Source organism: Micromonospora sp. MW-13 (genome assembly GCF_003434305.1).
Classification (GTDB): Bacteria; Actinomycetota; Actinomycetes; order Mycobacteriales; family Micromonosporaceae; genus Micromonospora.
In genome coordinates this window covers 57757-77888 of the sequence record NZ_QKKX01000078.1, presented here as the reverse complement: position 1 = coordinate 77888, position 20132 = coordinate 57757, and the positions used below count along the sequence as shown (strand labels likewise).

20 protein-coding genes and 1 riboswitch are annotated in these 20132 nt (G+C 74.4%); of the genes, 9 read left to right on the top strand and 11 right to left on the bottom strand.

The annotated features are described in order from the left end of the window. The first annotated feature begins 154 nt into the window (after nt 1-154). Nucleotides 155-574, top strand: coding sequence for a YchJ family protein (locus C5N14_RS28990; protein WP_117672711.1), 420 nt, complete (start codon nt 155-157; stop codon nt 572-574). Nucleotides 575-635: 61 nt separating this feature from the next. Here C5N14_RS28990 and C5N14_RS28985 read toward each other — a convergent pair whose 3' ends face one another. The 4 genes from C5N14_RS28985 to C5N14_RS28970 form a co-directional block, all read right to left on the bottom strand. Next, nucleotides 636-1838: an MFS transporter gene (locus C5N14_RS28985; protein WP_117672709.1), complete on the bottom strand. Its 1203-nt coding sequence runs from the start codon at nt 1836-1838 to the stop codon at nt 636-638. A gap of 271 nt (nt 1839-2109) precedes the next feature. Continuing rightward, nucleotides 2110-3168 (bottom strand): hypothetical protein, encoded by a 1059-nt coding sequence (locus C5N14_RS28980; protein WP_117672707.1) that lies wholly within the window; start codon nt 3166-3168, stop codon nt 2110-2112. Between the two features lie 96 nt (nt 3169-3264). Next, nucleotides 3265-4128, bottom strand: a complete 864-nt coding sequence (locus C5N14_RS28975) for a hypothetical protein (RefSeq protein ID WP_243640162.1) — start codon at nt 4126-4128, stop codon at nt 3265-3267. A gap of 34 nt (nt 4129-4162) precedes the next feature. Beyond that, the gene (locus C5N14_RS28970; protein ID WP_117672705.1) at nt 4163-5848 is read right to left on the bottom strand and encodes a serine/threonine-protein kinase; all 1686 of its coding nucleotides are present in this window, start codon (nt 5846-5848) and stop codon (nt 4163-4165) included. 352 nt (nt 5849-6200) lie between these two features. Between C5N14_RS28970 and C5N14_RS28965 the strand changes: the two genes are divergently transcribed. The 6 genes from C5N14_RS28965 to C5N14_RS28945 all read left to right on the top strand — a co-directional run bounded on the left by C5N14_RS28965 (nt 6201) and on the right by C5N14_RS28945 (nt 12180). Continuing rightward, entirely contained in the window at nt 6201-7334 is a 1134-nt protein-coding gene (locus C5N14_RS28965; protein ID WP_117672703.1) for an N-acetylmuramoyl-L-alanine amidase, read from the top strand. 135 nt (nt 7335-7469) lie between these two features. Continuing rightward, nucleotides 7470-7601: a hypothetical protein gene (locus tag C5N14_RS34025; protein ID WP_305792085.1), complete on the top strand. Its 132-nt coding sequence runs from the start codon at nt 7470-7472 to the stop codon at nt 7599-7601. Nucleotides 7602-7726: 125 nt separating this feature from the next. After that, a riboswitch (SAM riboswitch) is annotated at nt 7727-7838 on the top strand. Nucleotides 7839-8091: 253 nt separating this feature from the next. Continuing rightward, a complete protein-coding gene (locus tag C5N14_RS28960) occupies nt 8092-8958 on the top strand; it encodes an ABC transporter substrate-binding protein (protein ID WP_117672701.1) in 867 nt (288 codons plus the stop codon). Nucleotides 8959-9038: 80 nt separating this feature from the next. After that, nucleotides 9039-9845, top strand: coding sequence for an amino acid ABC transporter permease (locus tag C5N14_RS28955; RefSeq protein WP_117672699.1), 807 nt, complete (start codon nt 9039-9041; stop codon nt 9843-9845). Continuing rightward, on the top strand, nt 9842-10591 hold the full coding sequence (locus C5N14_RS28950; RefSeq protein ID WP_117672697.1) for an amino acid ABC transporter ATP-binding protein: 750 nt from the start codon (nt 9842-9844) through the stop codon (nt 10589-10591). Before C5N14_RS28955 ends, C5N14_RS28950 begins: the two co-directional genes overlap by 4 nt. 194 nt (nt 10592-10785) lie before the next feature. Then, nucleotides 10786-12180 (top strand): endo-1,4-beta-xylanase, encoded by a 1395-nt coding sequence (locus C5N14_RS28945; protein ID WP_117672695.1) that lies wholly within the window; start codon nt 10786-10788, stop codon nt 12178-12180. A 12-nt stretch (nt 12181-12192) separates the two neighbouring features. On the opposite strand, the gene C5N14_RS28940 is transcribed toward C5N14_RS28945, so the two are convergent. From C5N14_RS28940 to C5N14_RS28925, 4 genes are read right to left on the bottom strand one after another with little or no spacing between them, the layout of a single operon-like run. Continuing rightward, nucleotides 12193-13323 (bottom strand): ABC transporter ATP-binding protein, encoded by a 1131-nt coding sequence (locus tag C5N14_RS28940; RefSeq protein WP_207892911.1) that lies wholly within the window; start codon nt 13321-13323, stop codon nt 12193-12195. Beyond that, nucleotides 13320-14090 (bottom strand): ABC transporter permease, encoded by a 771-nt coding sequence (locus C5N14_RS28935; protein WP_117672693.1) that lies wholly within the window; start codon nt 14088-14090, stop codon nt 13320-13322. Before C5N14_RS28935 ends, C5N14_RS28940 begins: the two co-directional genes overlap by 4 nt. Nucleotides 14091-14147: 57 nt before the next feature. Next, on the bottom strand, nt 14148-14966 hold the full coding sequence (gene modA, locus C5N14_RS28930) for a molybdate ABC transporter substrate-binding protein (RefSeq protein ID WP_117672691.1): 819 nt from the start codon (nt 14964-14966) through the stop codon (nt 14148-14150). Continuing rightward, entirely contained in the window at nt 14963-15385 is a 423-nt protein-coding gene (locus C5N14_RS28925; protein ID WP_117672689.1) for a molybdopterin-binding protein, read from the bottom strand. Before C5N14_RS28925 ends, modA begins: the two co-directional genes overlap by 4 nt. Nucleotides 15386-15604: 219 nt before the next feature. Between C5N14_RS28925 and C5N14_RS28920 the strand changes: the two genes are divergently transcribed. After that, nucleotides 15605-16147, top strand: a complete 543-nt coding sequence (locus C5N14_RS28920) for a dihydrofolate reductase family protein (RefSeq protein WP_117672727.1) — start codon at nt 15605-15607, stop codon at nt 16145-16147. A 113-nt stretch (nt 16148-16260) separates the two neighbouring features. Here C5N14_RS28920 and C5N14_RS28915 read toward each other — a convergent pair whose 3' ends face one another. Both C5N14_RS28915 and C5N14_RS28910 read right to left on the bottom strand, forming a co-directional pair. Then, nucleotides 16261-17445, bottom strand: coding sequence for an acyl-CoA dehydrogenase family protein (locus C5N14_RS28915; RefSeq protein WP_207892909.1), 1185 nt, complete (start codon nt 17443-17445; stop codon nt 16261-16263). A 123-nt stretch (nt 17446-17568) separates the two neighbouring features. Further along, nucleotides 17569-18414, bottom strand: coding sequence for a maleylpyruvate isomerase family mycothiol-dependent enzyme (locus C5N14_RS28910; protein ID WP_117672687.1), 846 nt, complete (start codon nt 18412-18414; stop codon nt 17569-17571). Nucleotides 18415-18530: 116 nt separating this feature from the next. Between C5N14_RS28910 and C5N14_RS28905 the strand changes: the two genes are divergently transcribed. After that, nucleotides 18531-19466 carry a hypothetical protein gene (locus C5N14_RS28905; RefSeq protein WP_117672685.1) on the top strand — a complete coding sequence of 312 codons (936 nt, stop codon included), beginning with the start codon at nt 18531-18533 and terminating at the stop codon, nt 19464-19466. A gap of 52 nt (nt 19467-19518) precedes the next feature. Here the strand turns inward: C5N14_RS28905 and C5N14_RS28900 are convergent, their stop codons facing one another. Beyond that, nucleotides 19519-20061 carry a carboxymuconolactone decarboxylase family protein gene (locus C5N14_RS28900; protein WP_117672683.1) on the bottom strand — a complete coding sequence of 181 codons (543 nt, stop codon included), beginning with the start codon at nt 20059-20061 and terminating at the stop codon, nt 19519-19521. Nucleotides 20062-20132: the final 71 nt, after the last annotated feature.

Below are 20132 nucleotides of genomic sequence, written 5' to 3'. Positions count from 1 at the left end.
ACGACCAAGGGCCGGCCCCCACCCGGGGACCGGCCCTTGGTCGTCGCACATCAGCCAACTCCACACCCTCGGCTCGGCGGCACGACGCGAAGCGGCCGGGACAGAGCCAGGAGCCCGCGCCCGGGTGCCCCGACCGCTGGGGCAGGATGGGGACGTGGCGAAGAGACCCACCCGGGCTGGCGCACCCCGGGACGCGAACGGACCCTGCCCGTGCGGGACCAGCCAGCCCTACGCGGAGTGCTGCGGGCGGCTGCACCGGGGCGCGGCGGACGCGGCTACCGCCGAGACGCTGATGCGGTCCCGGTTCAGCGCCTTCGCCGTCGGCGACGCCGCCTACCTGCTGCGCAGCTGGCACTCCTCGACCCGGCCCGCGCGGCTGCGCCTCGACCCCGGGCAGCGGTGGACCCGGTTGGAGATCCTCGGAACCGAGCGCGGTGGGCTGCTCGACAGCACCGGCACGGTCGCGTTCCGGGCCCACTACCGCGAGGGCGGACAGCCCGGAACGCTCACCGAACACAGCCGCTTCACCCGCGAGGACAACCGCTGGGCCTACCTCGACGCACTGCCGGACTGAACGCGGCTCATCCCGCCGGCCTGACCCGGCCACCGACGAGCCGGCGGAACCCGCCTGGACGTCACCGCCGGACGCGCCGTCCGACGGCCAGCACCAGCGCCACCACCAGGTAGGGCACCGCCGCCCAGACGAACGCCAACCGGTTGCCGGCCGCCGTGGCCACCAGGCCGTAACCGCCGTACACCAGCACGATCGTCAGGTCGGTACCCATCCCGGCCAGCGAGGTGACCGTGGCCCGGCCCGGCCCGGTGATGCCGGCCTGCAACCGGGCGTCGACCAGCACCGTCGCCAACTGGAACGCCGCGAACGCCACCCCGATCAGCACGAAGCCGGCCGGCCGCCCGACGCCCGCGCCCACGGCCAGGGCCAGCGCGGCGACCGCCAGCAACCCGGCGAGGCCGCGCCGCCCCCACCGCTCCCCCACCGGCGCGAGCAGCCCGCCGACGGTCACCCCCGCCCACGCCATCAGCACCAGCAGCGGCACCGTCGACGCCGTCACCCCGGACTCCCGGGCCAGCAGCGGCACGTACTCGTCCACCGCCCCCCACACGGCGGTCACGACCGCCACCAGCAGCACCGCGCCGCGTACCCGCCGGTCGGCGCGGACCTCGGCCAGCCCGGACCGCAGGCTGTCCCACCAGCCCGGCCCGGCGTCCGCGTCCACCGGCCCGCCGGGGGCGCGCCGTCCGGGCAACGCGGCGGCCACCACCGCCGCCGCCAGGCAGGCCAGTACGCTCGCCGCCCCCACGGCCGGGTACCCGCCCCAGCCGAACACCGGCCCGGCCACGAGGATCGACGCCACCACCGCCAGCATCTCGGCCGTCCGGGCCCGCCCCATCACCCGGGCGTACCGGCCAGCCGCCCCGAGACGCTCCAACTCGGTGAAGACCAGCGCCTCCAGCGCGCCGGAGCGCAGCGCCCCACCCGCGCCCCACAACAGGAAGCCCACCGCGAACGCCGGGTAGGACGGCACCAACACCCACAGGGCGAAGCCGGCGGCGGCGCACAGCGGGGCCAGGCAGAGCAGCAACCGGCGGGACACCGCGTCGGCCCAGGCCCCCGACGGCACCTCGAGGACCACCCCCGCGACCGACCAGACGACGAACAGGGACGAAATCTGCCACAGCGACAAGCCGGTGTCGCTGAACAACAGCGCGTACAGCGGATAGAGCAGGACGAAATCGGTGAGGAACGCGTAGCCGTACAGGGCGACGGACAGCCGGCGGACGGCGCCGCCGGACACGCGTGCGGAGATGAGAACCATGAGACCTTTCCACGGGGACGCGCACGGACACCGGAGTTACGGCGTCCGTGGCGGCCCGCGGCAGCGGTCGTCAGCGGCGGATCAACATCGCCAGGTCATGCCCGCGATCATAACCGGCAGCGGCGGGCGACGCCGCCCGCCGGGCGGCCGGCCCGGGCGCAGCGCCGGTCGGCAACCCCGGCGCGTCCCGGCGCACAGCGCGGGACGGGACCAGCCAGGGCCAACGGCGGCGCGGGGTGGAGAGGGCCCGGCCACCCCGCGCCGTGCCGCGTCAGCGGTTGGCGGCGTCCCCGTCCGGCCGGGGAATGACCACCGTGGCGTCGCCCGTCGACCGGTCGTGCTCGCCGGCACGCTGCGGGTACGCCGAGGTCGGCCGGGAGGGCTCCGACCCGGCGGACGGGGCCACCGGCTCGGTGGGCTCCATCCCGTCGCCGGTCAGCCGCGGCACCACCTGCGTCCGGTCAGGGTCACCGCCGGCCGTGACCACCTGCGTCCGGTCGGGGTCGTCGGCAGGCTCCCTCGGCACCACCTGCGTCCGGTCGGGATCGTCGCCCGTCGGGACCACCGGCCGGGGCCGCTCGGCGTCCCCGGTCGCCCCGCCCGGCGCCGCCAGCCGGTCCGCCACGTCCCGCCGACCCGCCTGGTACGCCCGCGCGTGCGTCGCGATCAACTGCGACTCCCGCTCCGCCCGGCTCAGCCACGACTCCCACCGGCTCTGCATCGGACGGACCAGCCCGCCGCCGATGCCGACGACGAGGATGCCACCGACGGTCGCCAGCACCGCGACCAGCACCGGCGTGGTCACCGCGGTCGCCACGCCGATCTGGTTGAGCGCCGCGATGACACCCAGCCCGAGGATGAACACCGACGCGATCGTCGCCAGCACCCGCCCGTACGACAGGCCGCCCAGCGCGCTGCTGATGATGTCCTTCACCGCGTGCGCGATCGCCGCCGCGACCACCACGATCACGATCGCCACGAACGCCCGGGGCAGCCACGCGATCACCCCGGCGATCAGGTCCGAGATCGGATTCGGGCCCCAGATACCGAAGGCGAGCTGCAACGTCACCAGCAGCACCCCGTAGTAGGCGAGCTTCGCCACGATGTCGCTCGCGTCGTACCGGGACCGGGCCAGCGCGGCCTTGACCCCACCGCGCTCGACCGCCCGGTCGAAGCCGACCCGCTCCAACACCTTGTCCACGACCTTCAGCACGGCCTTCGCGACCAGCCAACCGGCCACCAGGATCGCCACGAAACCGAGGGCCTTGGGCAGGAACAGCAGCACTGCGCGCAGGGCGTCCCCCACCGCGTCACCGAAGTTGTCTCTCATCGAAGGGTCCTTCACACCAGGGGCCGCAAACGGATCCGTCGGGTCTACCCCGGCCGCCCCGCGCGGAAACACCGCCGCCCCTGGCGCGGGCCGCCGTCAGCTCCGCCGGCAGCCGTACCGGACCTCGGTGCCGGCCTGCATTGGCGCCGGCTCGACGATGTTGACCGTCGCCGTCTCCCGCGTCGCGCCCACCCCGCTGAAGGACCACTTCAGCGGCAGCGTCACCGTCCGCTGTCCCCGCCCGACCCGCTCGCCGACCAGCGCCCCAGGCGCCGCGCCGGAGCGCAGCCACTGGTAGCGGATCGTGCCGGCGTTGCCGTTGGTGCGCACCGTCGCGACCACCAGCACCGTCACGTCGCACCGGTTGCCGGCGGGCTCGGTCACCGCCACGGTGACCCCTTCGATCCCCAGCGGGCTGAGCCGCTGCCAGACGAACAGCCCGACCACCACCACCAATGCCACGGTGACCAGGGTGGACAGCGCCGAGACGACCCGCCGCCACACCGACCGGGGCCGCCGGGCCGGACCCGGCTGCCGCCAGGCGGGGGCGGCCGGCGCGACGGCCGGCACCCCCGGCCCGAACCGCACCTCGCCCGGGGGCCCGGCGGCGGCCGGGCCGCCGGGTGGCAGCGCCCCGCCGACGGTCGGCCCGGCCGCCGTGGCCGGTGCGGGCCTCCCGGCCGCGCCGGCCACGATCGTGGGATCGGTGAGGCCCCCGGCGGTACGCGCGGAGCCGGCCCGGCCCCACGTCGCGAGCGTCGCGTCCGGCTCTCCCGGCCCGGGCGGCCACGTCCCGCCCGCCGCGACCGTGCCGCCCAGCCCGACGGTCCGGCCGAGATCCACCGTCCGGCCCAGATCGGCGGTCGGCTCCCCCGGGCCCGGCCGCCCCGGAACGGACGGCGTGCCGGGCAGCGCGCCGCCCGGGGGCAGCGCCGCCGTCGGCTCGTTCGGATCGTTCATCGCCAGCCTTCCCACATCGTCGTCCGCCGCCTGGTCAGCCCGGCGTGCAGAACGGCTGCAGGCTCACGTACGCCGCCCCGCCCGACCCGGCGGAGTTGCCCGCCGCGTCGACGGCGGTGACCTGCACCGGGATCCGGATGCCGTCGGCGGGCCGGTCGAACGGGCCGAGGGTGCCCTCGAACACGCCCTTGCCGACCGACGACATGACCACCGTGGCGGACTGCCCGCCGGCCGTGTAGCGGAACGACACCCGCAGCGCGTCGGCGGCCGACCGGTCGTCGGTGACCGTCACCGTGACCGGGGTCGACGTCGCCCCGTACGGGCAGCCCCTCGGTTCCAGGGTGATCGACCTGATGCTCGGCGACCCGACCGTGGGAGCGGTGACGTCCGGCGGGGGCGCCGACGGGGTGCTGCCCGCCGACGCGGTGGGCGTCGCCGTCCGGGTGGGTCGACCCGTCGGCGACGGGGGCCGGGACGTCGGCACGGCGGTCGTCGGGCCGCCGGTGGTCGGGGCGACGGCCGAGGGGGTCGGCGTGGCCTCCGTCGGGGTCGGCGTGACCGACGGCGGCGCGGCGGAGCCGGACGCCGGGTCGACCGCCGCCGGCGCGACGACCGGGGCGGCGTCGTCCACCACGGCCACCACGTCGGGCTCGCCGCCGGAGGCGTACCGCCAGCCGACCCCGCCGACCAGCACGGCCGCGGCCAGGGCCCCGCCGATCAGGGCCGGACGGGCCCGCCCGGTACGCATGCGTCGACCGGTGCGGATCTGCCGGCCCGTGCCCGGACTGCCGTCCGGCACGAGGACCGTGCTGGCCAGGCTGGTGCCGCCGCCCGAGGCGTCGGGGAACGGGAACAGCGCGGCCAGCAGGGCGGCCCGCCGGGCCAGCTCGCGGCCCCCGTGCTCCTCCCAGTCCGCCCCGTACCCCTCGGTGGCGATCTGCTCCAGGATGCCGAGGAAGACGTGTGCCGGTTGGGGGCGCTCGGCGGGCAACTTGGCCATCCCCCAGCGCAGCAGCTCGTGCACCGGCGGCGGGGCCGGATCGGTGGGGATCGGCGCGTACGCGTGCTGCTCGCGCAGGGCCAGCAGGCTGCGACCGTCGTACGGGGGGTGACCGGTCAGGCACTCGAAGAAGGTGGCCGTGGCGGCGTAGATGTCGCAGGCCGGGGAGGCCGCCGCGCCCGTCCACTGCTCCGGGGCCATGTAGCGGGGCGTGCCGGTCACCATCGTGGCCGACTCCCGACCCACCGGCATGGCGATGCCGAAGTCCGCGAGCTTGCTCTCCCCCTCGGCGGTGACCAGCACGTTCTCGGGCTTGTAGTCGCGGTGCACCACCCCCCGCGCGTGCGCGGCGGCGAGCCCGGCGAGAGACCCCTTGAGGACGCGGAGCGCGGCCTGCGGCCCGGTCGGCCCGTTGGCGCGCAGCATCTGCCGCAGCGAGACCCCGTTGACCAGCTCCATCACGATCGCCGCGCCCGCGGTCGACTCCACGTACTCGTAGAGCCGGGAGACGTGCGGATCGTCGATGTCGGCCAGCAGCCGGGCCTCGGCTCGGAAGGGGTCGCGGAAGGCGGGGTCCGCGCCGAGGACGCCGACGAGGTACTTCACGGCGACCGGGGTGCCGGTCGCGTCGTGGGTGGCGAGCACCACCCGCCCGGACGCACCCGAGCCCAGCTCGCGTACCTCGGTATAGCCGGACACCCGCCAGCTGTTCCCACTCATTGGACGGTCTCCACGGCTCTTGCGGACAGCGGCCCGGCACACAGGGACGCCGCTCATTGTGGCGGCCGATGTCCAGCCCGCCATCGGCGCAACGGTTGCATCCCCCGCGCCGGACGTCGGCCTTTCTTCCGGCGAGTGCCGGACGGCTCGACTGTGGTGGCGAGCACTCCCCCTAAAGCATCCTAGGATGCTAGCGCATAGGGCGCGGCCGGCCCGTCGGCGGCCGGCATGGCCGGCGACTCCCCCTCCACCACCTCTGGCGCTGCGCGCCGGTTGGCAATATCCTCCACCTCACGCTTTGCTCCTGTAGCTCCTTTTCACTCTGCCCGTCGTCGGCCACAGAGGAGATGCCATGCACTTCGACCACCCCGAGCTGGACCGCCGCACCCTGTTGCGGGCCGGACTCGGCGCGGCGGCCGTCGCCGTCGTCGGCACGGAACTCGCGTTCCCCGCCGCCGCACAGGCCGCGTCCGGAGCGGACGTCGACTGGATCATCGGCTGCGACGAGTGGGGCGCCCGCACGCCGTCCGGCCCGCTGTCGGTCAGCGCCATCGCCACCAACAAGATCATCGTGCATCACATGGCGTTCCCGAACGTCACCGACTACTCGCGGGAACAGGCCGTGAAGCTGGCCCGGGACTGCCAGAACCTGCACATGGACGGCAACGGCTGGTCGGACACCGGCCAGCACTTCACCGTGAGCCGGGGCGGGCACGTGCTGGAGGGCCGGCGCGGCAGCCTCGACCGGCTGGCCGCCGGCGACCGGCAGATGATCTCGGCGCACTGCCCCGGGGAGAACGGCCGGGCCATCGGCATCGAGAACGAGGGCACGTACGTCACCGAGACCCCACCCCAGGAACTACTGGACTCGCTGGTCAGGCTCTGCGCCACGATCGGCCGCCAGTACGGCCTGCACGCCCACGACATCTTCGGCCACTGGGACTTCCGCACCACCGCGTGCCCGGGGGCGGCGTTCTACCGGCAGTTCCCCGAGCTGCGCCGGCGGGTCTTCCGCGAGTTGGGCACCAGCATCGGTGACGTGCCGGCCCGCCGCTGGCCGGACCTGTGGCGGTTCGTCAACTCCCCGACCGTGCGGGTGGCGCAGTACCTGCTCACCCACCGCGGCTACGTCGTGCCGGTGAACAGCACGTTCGACGCCGCGACCGTCGCCGCCGTGCAGGACTGGCAGGCCCGCAACGGCATCCCGGTCGACGTCGATGCCACCCTCACCGGGCCGACCTGGGAGACCCTCGCGCCCGAGCTGGACAAGCACGCCACCGGCGCCCCGGTCAGCGCCGTGCAGTTCATCCTCAACTCGAAGGGCTACGCCGACGTCACGGTGACCGGCGAGTTCGACCACGCGACCATGCAGGCCGTCCAGGACCTCCAGCGGCTGCACGGCCTGCACCCGAACGGCAAGCTCAGCACGAGCACCTGGTGCGCGCTCGTCGGCGGCGTGGTCCGCCAGTCGTTCCAGGCCGGCTGACCGGCCCCACCGACGTGGTGGGGCGGGCCCGGGCGGGGTCCCGCCCCACCACTCACATCCGGGCGACCGGGCGACACGGGGCGGCGCGCCGACCGGTCAGCCGCGCAGCGCCACCGGCAGGGCCCGTGGTGGGCGATGTTCAGCCGGGACCCCGCCCTGGTCAGGGCCACGTACAGCCGGTGCGGCCCGGCGGCCACGATGTCCGCCGGCTCGACCAGCACCACGTGGTCGTACTCCCTGGCCCCGGCGCCGGCCTGGCCCCGTTGACCCGTCGGCGGCGGCGGTCACCGCCGCGAGGGCGACGTCCGACGTGCCGCCCGGAGCCCACCCGGGGTGAGCGTGGTCATAACGACTGGACGCCCCACCCGGTGCCGTTGCTAGGCTCCCCACCAGGTCATGAGCGCCAGCGTCAAGCCCCGGCTCGCTGGCCGGCAACCCTCCTCCGCGGTGGGGTGCCCCGGGTGAAGACCAGGCACCGGAGTGTCACCGGTGCAAGCGTGGCCTGGTCCCCAGGTCAACACCGACCCTGGAGAACCATGTCTGTTCGTTCCTGCGTTCCGCCCGGTGCCGCGTGCGCGGCCCCGGCTGCGTCATCACCCCGTCCCGCGCTGATCAGACGCCGGCACGTGGACCTGATGCGGGTGTGCAGCGACGGCTGTCGCCGTCCCGCGGCGCGCTGAGCGCCACCCCTCTTCCGTAGCCCCTTCCGCGGCCGGCGGCGTGCCGTCCGCGCGCCGCCCTATCCCAGGAGACACCTGTGCGATTCCTCCCTGCCCTGACCAGGTTCGCCGCGCTGGGCGTCGCGGCCGTGCTCGGCGCGACCGCCCTCACCGCCTGCGGCGACGACACCTCGGCCACCGCCGACAACCCGTACGGCCTGGTCCAGCCCGGCGTGCTGCGGGCCGGCACCCTCACCGACGCGCCGCCGAACGTGTACCTGAAGGACGGAAAGTTCACCGGATTCGACAACGACCTGCTCACCGCCGTCGCGGCGAAGCTCGGCCTGACGGTGGAGTTCGTCGGCACCGACTTCTCCGCGTTGCTGTCCCAGGTCAACAACCGCAAGTTCGACGTCGGCAGCTCCTCGATCACCATCACCGAGGCGCGGAAGAAGACCGTCGACTTCGGCAACGGCTACGACTTCGGCTACTTCGGCCTGGACGTCCCGGCTGGCTCCCCGATCACCGGCTTCGACCAGCTCGCGGGCAAGCGGGTGGTGGTCGTGCAGGGCACCGTGCAGGACGACTACGCCACCGGCCAGAACCTGAACCCGGTGCGGGTGCCGGACTACAACGCCGCGCTCAACCAGCTCAGGGCCGGCACCTCCGACGCGTGGATCGCCCCGGCCGAGATCGGCGAGAAGTCGGCCGCCGACAGCGGCGGCAAGATCACGGTGGCCGCGAAGCAGCTCAGCCCGGCCCCGACCGCGTACGCGGTGGCCAAGGGCAACGACCCGCTGCGCGCGGCGCTGGACAGGGGCCTCGACGAGGTCATCGCCGACGGCACGTGGAGCCGGTTGCAGGGCCAGTACTACCCGGGCCGCCCGGTCCCGGCGGACTTCACGCCGGGCAGCGGCAGGGTGCCGGCACCGTCCGGGTCGGCCGCGCCGTCGGCGTCCTCCTGAGTACGCGGACATGACGGCACGGGCGACGACGAGCCGACGGTACGGATGACCGGCGAGCGGGGCGGACGGGAAGACGACTGATGGATCCACTGAGCACCCTGTGGGAGACCTTCTTCGACTGGGACTCCATGCGTGCGGCGCTGCCCGAGATGTTGACCGTCGGGCTGCCAAACACGCTGATCCTGGCGATCTCGGCCGCCCTGCTCGGCTCGCTGCTGGGCATGCTGCTGGCGGTCGCGGGCATCTCGCGTACCCGCTGGTTGCGCTGGCCGGCGCGGGTGTACACGGACGTCTTCCGCGGCCTGCCGGCGGCGGCGACGATCCTGCTCATCGGCGTCGGCCTCGCGCCGCTGGGCATGCAGGTGTGGGGGCCGAACCCGTACCCGCTGGGCATCCTGGCGCTGTCGCTGATCGCGGCGGCCTACATCGGGGAGATCTTCCGGGCCGGCATCCAGAGCGTGGAGGCCGCCCAACTGGAGGGGGCCCGGGCGCTGGGGTTCTCCTGGGGCGAGGCGATGCGGCTGGTGATCATCCCGCAGGGGGTCCGCCGGGTGCTGCCGGCCTGGGTGAACCAGCTCATCGCCCTGATCAAGGACTCCAGCCTGGTCTACTTCCTCGGCCTGGTGGCCAGCCAGCGGGAGCTGTTCCGGATCGGGCAGGACCACGCGGCGACCACCGGCAACGAGTCGGCGCTGCTGCTGGCGGGCCTGTGCTACCTGACGCTGACCGTGCCGCTGACCCACGCGGTGAACTGGATCGACCGGCGGCTGCGGCAGGGCCGGCCGGCCACGGCGGCCGAGGACGACGACGCGCTGGCGCTCGCCGGGCAGAACGCGCTGCCCGGCGACGCCGCCGCCCGCGCTGGCACGCGAAGGGACGAGCGATGAGCACCGCGACCGGCACGACGACCCCGGTGAGCCTGAGCGTGCGGGACGTGCACCTCGCCTTCGGCGTCAACCGGGTGCTGCGCGGCGCGAGCCTGGACGTCGGCCGGGGCGGCACGGCCTGCGTCATCGGGCCGTCCGGGTCGGGCAAGTCCACCCTGCTGCGCACGATCAACCGGCTCATCGAGCCGGACCGCGGGGACGTGCTGCTGGACGGGCGCAGCGTGCTGGGCGACGACCCGGACGCGCTGCGCCAGCGGGTCGGCATGGTGTTCCAGCAGTTCAACCTCTTCCCGCACATGACGGTGCTGCGCAACATCACCCTGGCGCTGCGCCGGCTCAAGCGGCTCGGCGAGGACGAGGCCGCGCAGGTGGCCCGCGCCGAGTTGGAACGGGTCGGGCTGGCCGGCCGGGCCGACGCCCGGCCGGCGCACCTGTCGGGCGGGCAGCAGCAGCGGGTGGCGATCGCCCGGGCGCTGGCGTTGCAGCCGCAGGTGATGCTCTTCGACGAGGCGACCTCGGCCCTGGACCCGGAGCTGGTCAAGGGGGTGTTGGGCATCATGGCGGAGCTGGCGGCGGGCGGCATGACCATGGTGGTGGTGACCCACGAGATGGGCTTCGCCCGCGAGGTCGCCGACACCGTGGCGTTCATGGACGGCGGAGTGGTGCTGGAGGCCGGCGAGCCGGCGGCGATCTTCGAGCGTCCCGAGCACCCCCGGCTGCGCCGTTTCCTGTCCCAGGTGCTCTGAGCGGGCCGGCCCCGCTGGCGGCGCGGCTGACTGTTCCCTGACGAGGCAGGGTCCGAAAGTTTCGGTATCGGTCGGCCGTGCATGACCGCCCAATGTCGGGCTAGAGCTTTCCGAAACTTCTCGATAACCTGTATCGAAATTCGCTGATGTCGTCGGCCGCGCGACGACTTCGATCCCTCGGAGGGCAGTCAGGCATGAGCAGCTCAGCACTCCACGACCGCGGAAACGCCAGGGTCCGAACGGGCCGACGCGCGGCGCTGGTCTCCGCCGCGGTCGGCACCGTGGCCGCCGGCATGGTGCTGGCGTTGGCCACCGCGGCCAGCGCCGGCACCACCCTCGCCACCGCAGCGGCCGAGAAGGGCCGCTACTTCGGCACGGCGGTGGCGGCGAACAAGCTGTCGGATTCCACGTACGTCGGGATCCTGAACCGCGAGTTCGACATGGTCACCCCCGAGAACGAGATGAAGTGGGACGCGACCGAGCCGTCCCAGGGCCAGTTCAACTACACCAACGCCGACCGCATCGTCGGCCACGCCCAGACCAACGGCATGCGGGTCCGGGGCCACGCGCTGGCCTGGCACTCCCAGCAGCCCGGCTGGGCGCAGAACCTCAGCGGCAGCGCGCTGCGCTCGGCGATGGTCAACCACGTCACCCAGGTCGCCACCCACTACCGGGGCAAGATCCACTCCTGGGACGTGGTCAACGAGGCCTTCGCCGACGGCGGCAGCGGCGCCCGGCGCGACTCGAACCTCCAGCGCACCGGCAACGACTGGATCGAGGTGGCGTTCCGCACCGCCCGCACCGCCGACCCCGGCGCGAAGCTCTGCTACAACGACTACAACACCGACGGGCAGAACGCGAAGTCCAACGCGGTGTACGCGATGGTCTCCGACTTCAAGGCCCGGGGCGTGCCGATCGACTGCGTCGGCTTCCAGTCGCACTTCAACAGCGCGTCGCCGGTGCCGGCGGACTACCAGGCGAACCTCCAGCGGTTCGCCAACCTCGGCCTCGACGTGCAGATCACCGAGCTGGACATCGAGGGCTCCGGCACCGCGCAGGCCAACTCGTTCGCCAACGTCACCAAGGCCTGCCTGGCGGTGTCCCGCTGCACCGGCATCTCGGTGTGGGGCATCCGGGACACCGACTCCTGGCGGGCCAGCGGCACCCCGCTGCTGTTCGACGGCAACGGCAACAAGAAGGCCGCGTACACCGCGACGCTGGACGCGCTGAACGGCGGCACCACCCCGCCGACCAGCGCCCCGTCGACCACCGCTCCCCCGACCACCCCGCCGCCCGGCACCGGCTGCACGGCGTCGCTGTCCCTGCAGACCTGGACCGGGGGCTTCGTGGCGACGGTGCGGGTGACGGCCGGCTCGGCCGGCACCAACGGCTGGGCGGCCACCGTCACGCTGCCGGCGGGCACGGCGGTCACCAACGCGTGGAACGCGCAGAACAGCGGCAGCACCGGGACGGTCCGGTTCGGCAACGTCGCCTACAACGGCCAGCTCACCGCCGGGCAGTCGACCGAGTTCGGCTTCCAGGGCACCGGCACCCCGCCGTCGGATACCCCGTCCTGCACCGCGAGCTGATCCCGCGTCAGATCACGGCGACCCGGCGGCACCCGGTGCCGCCGGGTCGCCGTCTCGCGCGGTCGGCGCCCCCACCGGGTACGCGCGGGTCTCGGCGGCCTTGACCGCCGCCCACACCGCCCGGCCGGGAACCAGCCGCAGTTGCGCGGCGGCGGCCGGGGTGACGTCGGCGGCGACCGGCAGCGGCCCGTCGAGCTGGACGCGCAGGTTGTCACCGTGCCGCTGCACCCCGGCGACGGTGGCCAGCCAGATGTTGCGGGGGCTGCCGTCGGGCCGCGCGGGGTGCAGCGCGACGGCAGCCGGCGGGAACGCCACGAACGCCTCGCCGGTCACGCTGTCGGCGGCGGTGAGGGTCAACCCGCCGACCCGGACCCGATGGCCGGCGGCGTGGCCCCGGTGCAGGTTCAGCCCCACCAGGCGGGCGACGTAGTCGGTGCGGGGGCGGGCGGTGACGGTGGCCGCGTCGCCGGTCTGGACGACCCGGCCGCCCTCCACGATGACCAGCCGGTCGGCGAGCACCAGCGCGTCGAGGGGGTCGTGGGTGACCAGCACGGTCGCGCCCGGGTGGGCGGCGAGGTGCCGGTGCAGCTCGGCGCGGGTGTCCAGGCGGGTACGGGCGTCGAGGGCGGCGAGCGGCTCGTCGAGCAGCAGCAGGGTGGGATCGACGGCGAGGGCGCGGGCCAGCGCGACCCGCTGCGCCTGCCCGCCGGAGAGCTGCCGGGGCCGGCTCCGGGCGTACCCGGCGAGGCCGACCCGGGCCAGCCAGGCGTCGGCGACGGCCCGGGCGGCCCGCCGGTCGGCGCCGCGCCGGCGCGGGCCGAAGGCGACGTTGTCCCGGGCGCTCAGGTGCGGGAAGAGCAGGTAGTCCTGGAAGACGACGCCGATCGGGCGGCGCTCCGGCGGGGTCCACACCCGGCGGTCGGGGCGGTCGAGGTCGGCCCCGGCGAGGATGAGATGGCCGGCGGCCAGCGGGTGCAGGCCGGCCAGGGCGCGCAGCGCGGTGGTCTTGCCGGCCCCGTTGGGGCCGAGCAGCGCCACCACCTCCCCGGCCCGCACCCGCAGGGCGACGTCGAGGTGGAAACCGCCCCGGTCGGCGACGAGGTGGGCGTCCAGCAGCGGATGGGGATTGCCGGGGGCGGTCACGGGCCGGCCGTCCACTTGTCGCGCAGCCCGGCGAGAATGGCCACGGAGACGGTGAGCAGGACGAGGCTGAGCACGATCGCGGCCTCCAGGTCGGTCTCCAGGGCCAGGTACACGGCCAGGGGCATGGTCTGGGTGCGGCCCGGGAAGTTGCCGGCGAAGGTGATGGTGGCGCCGAACTCGCCGAGGGCGCGGGCCCAGCACAGCACCGCCCCGGCGGCCACGCCGGGGGCGACCAGCGGCAGGGTGACGTGCGTGAAGGCGGTCCACCGGCCGGCGCCGAGGGTGGCCGCGGCCTCCTCGTACCGGGTGTCGGCGCCACGCAGCGCACCCTCGACGGCGATGACCAGGAACGGCATGGCCACGAACGCCTCGGCGAGCACCACCCCGGCGGTGGTGAACGGCAGGGTGATTCCGAAGGTGGCGTCGAGCCAGCCGCCGAGCAGGCCCCGCCGGCCGAAGACCAGCAGCAGGGCGACGCCGCCGACCACCGGCGGCAGCACCAGCGGCACGGTGACCAGCGCCCGGACCAACCGGCGGCCCGGGAACTCCACCCGGGCCAGCAGCCACGCCAGGGGTACCCCGAGGACGACGCAGACCAGCGTGGCGACGGTGGCGGTGAGCAGGGACAGCCGCAGCGCGGTGAGCACCCCCGGCGCGGCCAGCCGCTGCGGCAGGGTGGCCCACGGAGTGTGGGCGAGCAGCCCGGCCAGGGGCAGGACGAGGAAGATCAGCCCGAGCCCGGCCGGGACGAGCAGGGCGACGGGCATCCGCCGACCGGGGACGCGGCGGCGCGGCGGCGCCGGGTGCGGTCGTACCACCGGTGGTCAGGCCCGTGGGGGCTGGAACCCGGCGGCGCTCAGCGCGGCGCGGCCCCGGTCGGACCGCACGTACGCGACGAACTCCCGGGCGGCGGCCGGGTTGCCGGCCTGCCGGAGCACGACGATCGGGTAGTCGTTGACGGCCTCGGCGGACTCGGGGAACTCCACGGCGTCCACCTCGGACGCGGCGGCGGTGGCGTCGGTGCGGTAGACCAACGCCGCGTCGACCTCGCCGAGGCGCACCTTGGACAGCGCGCCCTTGACGTCCTGTTCGAGGGTGACCGGGGTGAGCGGCACGCCGGCGGCGTCGAGGGCGGTGCGGGCCGCCGCGCCGCAGGGCACCTGCGGGGCGCACAGCGCGACCTTCGTGCCGGAGCGGGCCAGGTCAGCGAGCCCGGACACGGACCTGGGGTTGCCCTTCGGCACGGCGATGACGAGCTGGTTGCGGGCGAAGGTGACCGGCGAGCCGTCGGCGTTGCCGGCGTCGGTGACCGCCCGCATGGTGGCCGGCGACGCGGCGGCGAACACGTCGGCGGGTGCGCCCTGGTTGACCTGGGTGGCCAGGGCGGAGCTGCCGGCGAAGCTGAAGGTGACGGTCGTGCCCGGGTGGGCGGTCTCGAACTCGGTGCCCAGCCGGGTGAACGACTCGGTCAGCGACGCCGCCGCGAAGACGGTCACCGGGCCGCGTACCCCGTCGCCGGCACCGCCCGCGGACGGGTCGAGCTCGTCGGCGCAGCCGGTGACGGCGAGGGCGAGGGCGAGGGCGACCGCCCCGGCCAGCGCGGCGCGGGTCCAACGGGTCCTGTGGTTCCAGCGTGCGGTCACGGGGCGGTCCTTCCTCGCGGGGGGCACGGGGCCGGCCGCTCCACCACGACCGTGGTCGACTTGATCACCGCGACGGCGACCGAGCCGACCTGGAGGCCCAGGTCGTCGACCGCCTCGCGGCTCATCAGCGACACGATCCGGAACGGCCCGGCCTGGATGTCGACCTGGGCCATCACGGCGTCCTTGACCACGGCAGTGACGATGCCGCGCAGCCGGTTGCGGGCCGACGACAGCTCGGCGTGCTCCTCGGGTGCGGCGGCTGCGGCGCGGACGAACGCGGCCAGGTCGGCGCCGTCGACCACCCGGTGGCCGTGCCCGTCGCGGGTGGCGGCGAGGCGGCCAGCGTCGACCCAGCGCCGCACCGTGTCGGTGCTGACGCCGAGCAGTTCGGCCGCCTCGCCGATCCGGAAAACCGTCACGGGGGCACTCTACCGATCGGCCGATGCGGCCCGTAAGGCAGCAATCGACTCGCATCCGCGACTGTATCGGGGGTGTCCGGCTCGCAGTTGCGCGTCGCCGAGGTCGGGCACCCGCGCCCGCCGTGCCGGACCGGTCCTGTCGGTGCCGTCGCCTACGCTCGACCGTTCGGCGAGAACCGGTCGGGGCGACGCCCCGCCCCGGTCCGGACGGAGGCGCCCGTGGCGAAGCTGTTGTACTCGGTCACCATGTCGCTGGACGGCTTCATCGCCGGCCCCGGCGGCGACATGTCCTGGCTGACCGCGCACCTGGGGCCGAACCCGGCCGTCGAGGCGCTGATCGCCGACATCGGCGCGCTGCTGGTCGGCAACCGCACCTTCGGCGGCGACGACCCGCACCGGGGCACCGAGCGGGAGGGCAAGGCGTTCGGCGGGGGCTGGAGCGGTCCGCAGTTCGTGCTCACCCACCGGCCCCCGGATCGGCCGGTGCCGGGGGTCACCTTCGTCGGCGACCTGGCCGGAGCCGTGGCCGCCGCGACCGCCGCCGCCGGCGACCGGTACGTCAACGTCCTCGGGGCGTCCGTCGCCCGGCAGTGCCTGGCGGCCGGGGCGCTCGACGAGATCCTGGTCTGCGTCGCGCCGGTGCTGCTCGGCGACGGCGTGCGCCTGTTCGACCACCCGGGCGGGGCGGACGTGCGCCTGGAACGGGTGCACGTCAGCGAGGCGCCACGGGCGACGAACATCCGCTACCGGGTGGCGCGCTGACCCGCCGGGGCGGGGGCGGGCGGGGCCACGATGGCTCCACCGCCGCGCGCGGTCCGGCGTGGCCGACGGCCCTCCCACCGGTGGCGGTGGAAGGGCCGTCGCGGCGCGGCGCGTCACATGTAGAGGGTGTTCGGTTCCAGCCCGCACAGCACCCGGCCGTACAGCTCGGTGTTGACGTCGGGGACGACGAGGCCGTGCAGGGCGGCCGAGGTCAGGTCCCGCACGATGCGCTGGATCGGCACGTCGTTGTAGATGGAGGTGCCACCGCTGGCCATCTGGAAGATCTCGGCGACCTCCCGGGCCAGCCGGGCCGCCTCGCCCTGGTCGGCGCGCACCCGGACCCGCTCCTCGATGGTCCACGCCTCGCCGCTGAACGCCTTGTGGTCGACGACCTCGGCGATACGCCGGGCGTGGAACACCGCCTGGTCGATCTTGTGGGCCGCGGAGCCGACCCGCAGGTGGGTCAGCGGGGCCTCGGCCTGGCTCGGGTAGTCGGTGTAGATGATCTTCCGGTCGGGCAGCCGGTCGAAGAAGCTGTCCCAGGCCGCCTTGGCCAGTCCGGCGAGCATGCCGACGCCGGAGACGGCGGCGACCAGGGTGGCCGGGGTGGAGTAGATCGGGATGTTCCGGTTGGTGACGGACAGCGTCCTCGGGCCGAGCGCGGCCTCCAGCGGGATCACCCGCTCGGCCGGGAGGAAGACGTCGGTGGCCACCGTGGTGATGCTGCCGGAGCCGCGCAGCCCGGTGGTGTGCCAGTCGTCGACCAACTCCATGTCCGACATCGGGACCATGGTCATGACCGGCTCCGGCTCGGCGCCGTCGCGCAGGATCACGGCCGCGGCCTCCATCCAGTGCGCGTGGTGCGCGCCGCTGACGAACGGCCAGCGGCCGTTGAGGAGGTAGCCGCCCTCGACCGGGACCATCGTGCCCTTGGGGGCGTTGGTGCCGCAGACCCGCACGTCCGGGGTCGCGAACACCTCGTCCTGCACCTCGTCCGGGAACATGCAGACCAGGTAGGTGGGGATCCAGTTGACCATGGCCACCCAGGCCGCGGAGCCGTCGATGCGGCCCAGCGCCGTGCCGACCTCGACCAGGGTGGCGCCGTCGCACTCGTAGCCGCCGTACCGCTTGGGCACCCGCATCCGGAAGATGCCCGCCTCGGCCATCGCCTCGACCGTCGCCTCGTGCAGGCGACGGTTCTCCTCCGACCACGCCACGTGCTCCCGAAGCACCGGCTCGGCTTTGGCGACGCGGCTGAGGATCTCCTCGCGCGTGGGGGTTTCGGTGACAGTCACCATTGCCTCCTTAAGGCTTTCCGGTCCGTGAACCGTGTGCACCCACCGTCGCACCGGCCACGGCGTCGGACTTCTTCTGTATTGCGCCGGTGCCGCGCAGCGGTCGATAACGGCCGACGGGTCCGGTCAGGACGGCAGCCGCATGGTCCGCAGGAACACGGGCAACAGCCAGGGCCGCCGCCCGCCGACGGACACCTTGCGGGCGAGCACCGCGCGCACCCGGTGCACCCGGCCGAACAGCATCAGCGTGAAGGTGGCCGGGTCGAAGGAGAGCCGGACGTCCGGGCGCGGCTCCGGCGTGCCCACCGTCACCCGCCCCTCGACCAGGGCCAGGGTGACCTCGGGGCCGAAACGGTGCCGGAAGTTCACCGAGATCCGCCCCGGGTGCGCCGGGCCGTCGCGGTCCAGCAGCCGGCCGTACCCGCGCCGGGTCATGCCGATCATGAACAGGTCGACGAAGAGCGCGGCATCGGCGGGGTCGATGACCCAGCGCCTCCCGACCGCCCGGGCGATGTCCCAGGAGTGGATGTTCAGCTCGTTGAGCAGGTGGGCCAGCAGCCCGGTGACCGGCAGCCGGGCACCGCCCAGCCAGGACACCTCGTGCTCCGGCCCGGCGTCCCCGGCCGCCCGCAGCACCTCCTCCACGTCGGCGCGCAGCCGGTCGGCCAGCACCGGCAGCCGCCGCTCGGAGAAGTGCCGCAGCACCTCGGCGTTCATCACCGAGACGGTGTCGACGGTGGTGCGGCGGCGCAGGTCGAGCAGGCCGGGCACCGGCAGGTCGGGCGGGGTGCCCCGGACGAGGGCCAGGCCCATCGCGGCCACGCCGCACAGGTGGGCCATGGTGTCCGCCACCGTCCAGTGCGCGGTGGCGGCCCGGTCGGGCGGGGCGTCCTCGACGAGGTCGAGCAGCCGCCCCAGGACGACGGGCACGGAGGTTCGGACGCGGCGCCACTGGTTCGGGGTGACCGACATACGTCCACCATGGACGATCAGGGGAGGTGGACACTTGTTCGAGGTTGCCGTCCTGTCCGCGCGAATTCGGCAATCCGGAAGAAGCCAACGGGCGGATCGGTCCCCACAATCCATCCATGACTGTCACCGGAAGAGGGCGCGCGATCCATGTCGCCGCGTACACCCACCCGCGGGCGCGCGGGCGGATCGTCCTGGGCGGCGTCGCGGCCGGGGTCCTGCTCGCGGTGCTGTGGTCGTACGAGTTCGTCGACCACGTGATCGGCGACAACGTCGCCAACACCCTGCTGGGCCACGACGCGAAGGCCACCGCCATCGGCGGCACCGTCGCCGGCCTGGTGTTCGCGTTCGTCTCCGGCCTGGCCGGCACCTTCACGGCGTGCAACATCGCGATGGCCGCCGCGGTCGGCCCGATGAGCCAGGCCGGCGGCGGGGCCACCCGGGCCGGGCTGCGCGGCCTGCTGCGGCCGGTCGGCTGGCTCACCGTCGGGATGGTGGCGGTCTCCGCGACGTACGGCTTCGTCGGCGTGCTGCTCGGCGACCGGCTCCCGCAACTGTCCACCGACACCGTGGGCGGGCTGCCGGTGCGCCTGGTCCAGTCGATGGTGGTCTTCGGCGTGATCGGGCTCGCCTTCGTCTACCTCGGGCTGGCCGCGCTCGGCACGCTGCCGGACCCGTTCGCGCACCGCCCGGTCGCCCGGGTCGTGGTGCTCGGCGCGTTGGTCGGCGGGTTCCTCATCGGCCGGCCGTACCCGCTGTTCAACAAGCTGTTCCACTGGGCGGTGGACACCGGCAACCCGCTCTACGGCGCGGGCGCGTTCGTGCTCCAGTCGCTGGGCAACATCGTCATCGTCGCCGCGCTGTTCGCGCTGATCATCGTGGCCACCCGGGGCCGGTTCATCCAGTGGCTGTCCGGCAGCCCCGCCCGCACCGCCGCGGTGACCGGGGCGCTGCTGATCGCGCTGGGCGTGTTCATGGTCGTCTACTGGGACGTGCGGCTGCCCGCGATGTTCGACTACGGCTGGTTCCCCACCATGCCGTACAACGCGCGGTAGCCCGGCGTCGTGCCGGCGGACACGTCCCTGCGCCCGCCGGCGCCCGCGCCGCTCAGGCGTACCCGTTGGCCATGATCCGCTGTGCGGTCTCCTCGTAGGCGACCGGATCCTCGGGCAGCCGGGTGCCGAGCCCGTCGACGTACCGGTTGAACATGCAGAACGCGGCGGCGATCAGCACCGTGTCGTGGATCTCCAGGTCGGTCGCGCCCTCGGCGCGGGCCGCGTCGACCAGTTCGGGGCTCACCTTCCGGCCGCTGGCCTGGACCGCGGCGGCGATCCGCAGCAGGCCGCGCACCTTCGCGGAGACCTCGGCCGTGTCCGGGTCGGCCCGGACCTGCCGCACCAGCGGCATGCCGCCGTCGAGCTGGGCGGCGGCGAACGCCGAGTGCGACGAGCAGCAGAAGTTGCAGTCGTTGAGCCCGGAGACGTACGCCGCGATCAGCTCCCGCTCCCCGGCCGTGAGGGTCGGGTGCGGCGCGTGCAGCAGCGCCTCGGCCAGGGCGTTGAGCGCGACGGCGGTCTCCGGCCGGTAGCGCATGAGCCCCGTGATCCCCGGGTACTCCGCCTCGTCCAGGCCCAGATCGATGTGTGCCACGTGACTCTCCTCGGCGTGACAGGCCGCGGCCGGCGGCTACGCGGTCCTGCTGCGGATGGTGCCGGCCGGGC

What these genes read in the sequence shown, in the direction of transcription:
- C5N14_RS28985 (WP_117672709.1), bottom strand. Translation starts at nt 1,838, where the DNA reads ATGGTTCTCATCTCCGCACGCGTGTCCGGCGGCGCCGTCCGCCGGCTG.
- C5N14_RS28980 (WP_117672707.1), bottom strand. Translation starts at nt 3,168, where the DNA reads ATGAGAGACAACTTCGGTGACGCGGTGGGGGACGCCCTGCGCGCAGTG.
- C5N14_RS28975 (WP_243640162.1), bottom strand. Translation starts at nt 4,128, where the DNA reads ATGAACGATCCGAACGAGCCGACGGCGGCGCTGCCCCCGGGCGGCGCG.
- C5N14_RS28970 (WP_117672705.1), bottom strand. Translation starts at nt 5,848, where the DNA reads ATGAGTGGGAACAGCTGGCGGGTGTCCGGCTATACCGAGGTACGCGAG.
- C5N14_RS28965 (WP_117672703.1), top strand. Translation starts at nt 6,201, where the DNA reads ATGCACTTCGACCACCCCGAGCTGGACCGCCGCACCCTGTTGCGGGCC.
- C5N14_RS34025 (WP_305792085.1), top strand. Translation starts at nt 7,470, where the DNA reads ATGTTCAGCCGGGACCCCGCCCTGGTCAGGGCCACGTACAGCCGGTGC.
- C5N14_RS28955 (WP_117672699.1), top strand. Translation starts at nt 9,039, where the DNA reads ATGGATCCACTGAGCACCCTGTGGGAGACCTTCTTCGACTGGGACTCC.
- C5N14_RS28950 (WP_117672697.1), top strand. Translation starts at nt 9,842, where the DNA reads ATGAGCACCGCGACCGGCACGACGACCCCGGTGAGCCTGAGCGTGCGG.
- C5N14_RS28945 (WP_117672695.1), top strand. Translation starts at nt 10,786, where the DNA reads ATGAGCAGCTCAGCACTCCACGACCGCGGAAACGCCAGGGTCCGAACG.
- C5N14_RS28935 (WP_117672693.1), bottom strand. Translation starts at nt 14,090, where the DNA reads ATGCCCGTCGCCCTGCTCGTCCCGGCCGGGCTCGGGCTGATCTTCCTC.
- C5N14_RS28915 (WP_207892909.1), bottom strand. Translation starts at nt 17,445, where the DNA reads ATGGTGACTGTCACCGAAACCCCCACGCGCGAGGAGATCCTCAGCCGC.
- C5N14_RS28910 (WP_117672687.1), bottom strand. Translation starts at nt 18,414, where the DNA reads ATGTCGGTCACCCCGAACCAGTGGCGCCGCGTCCGAACCTCCGTGCCC.
- C5N14_RS28905 (WP_117672685.1), top strand. Translation starts at nt 18,531, where the DNA reads ATGACTGTCACCGGAAGAGGGCGCGCGATCCATGTCGCCGCGTACACC.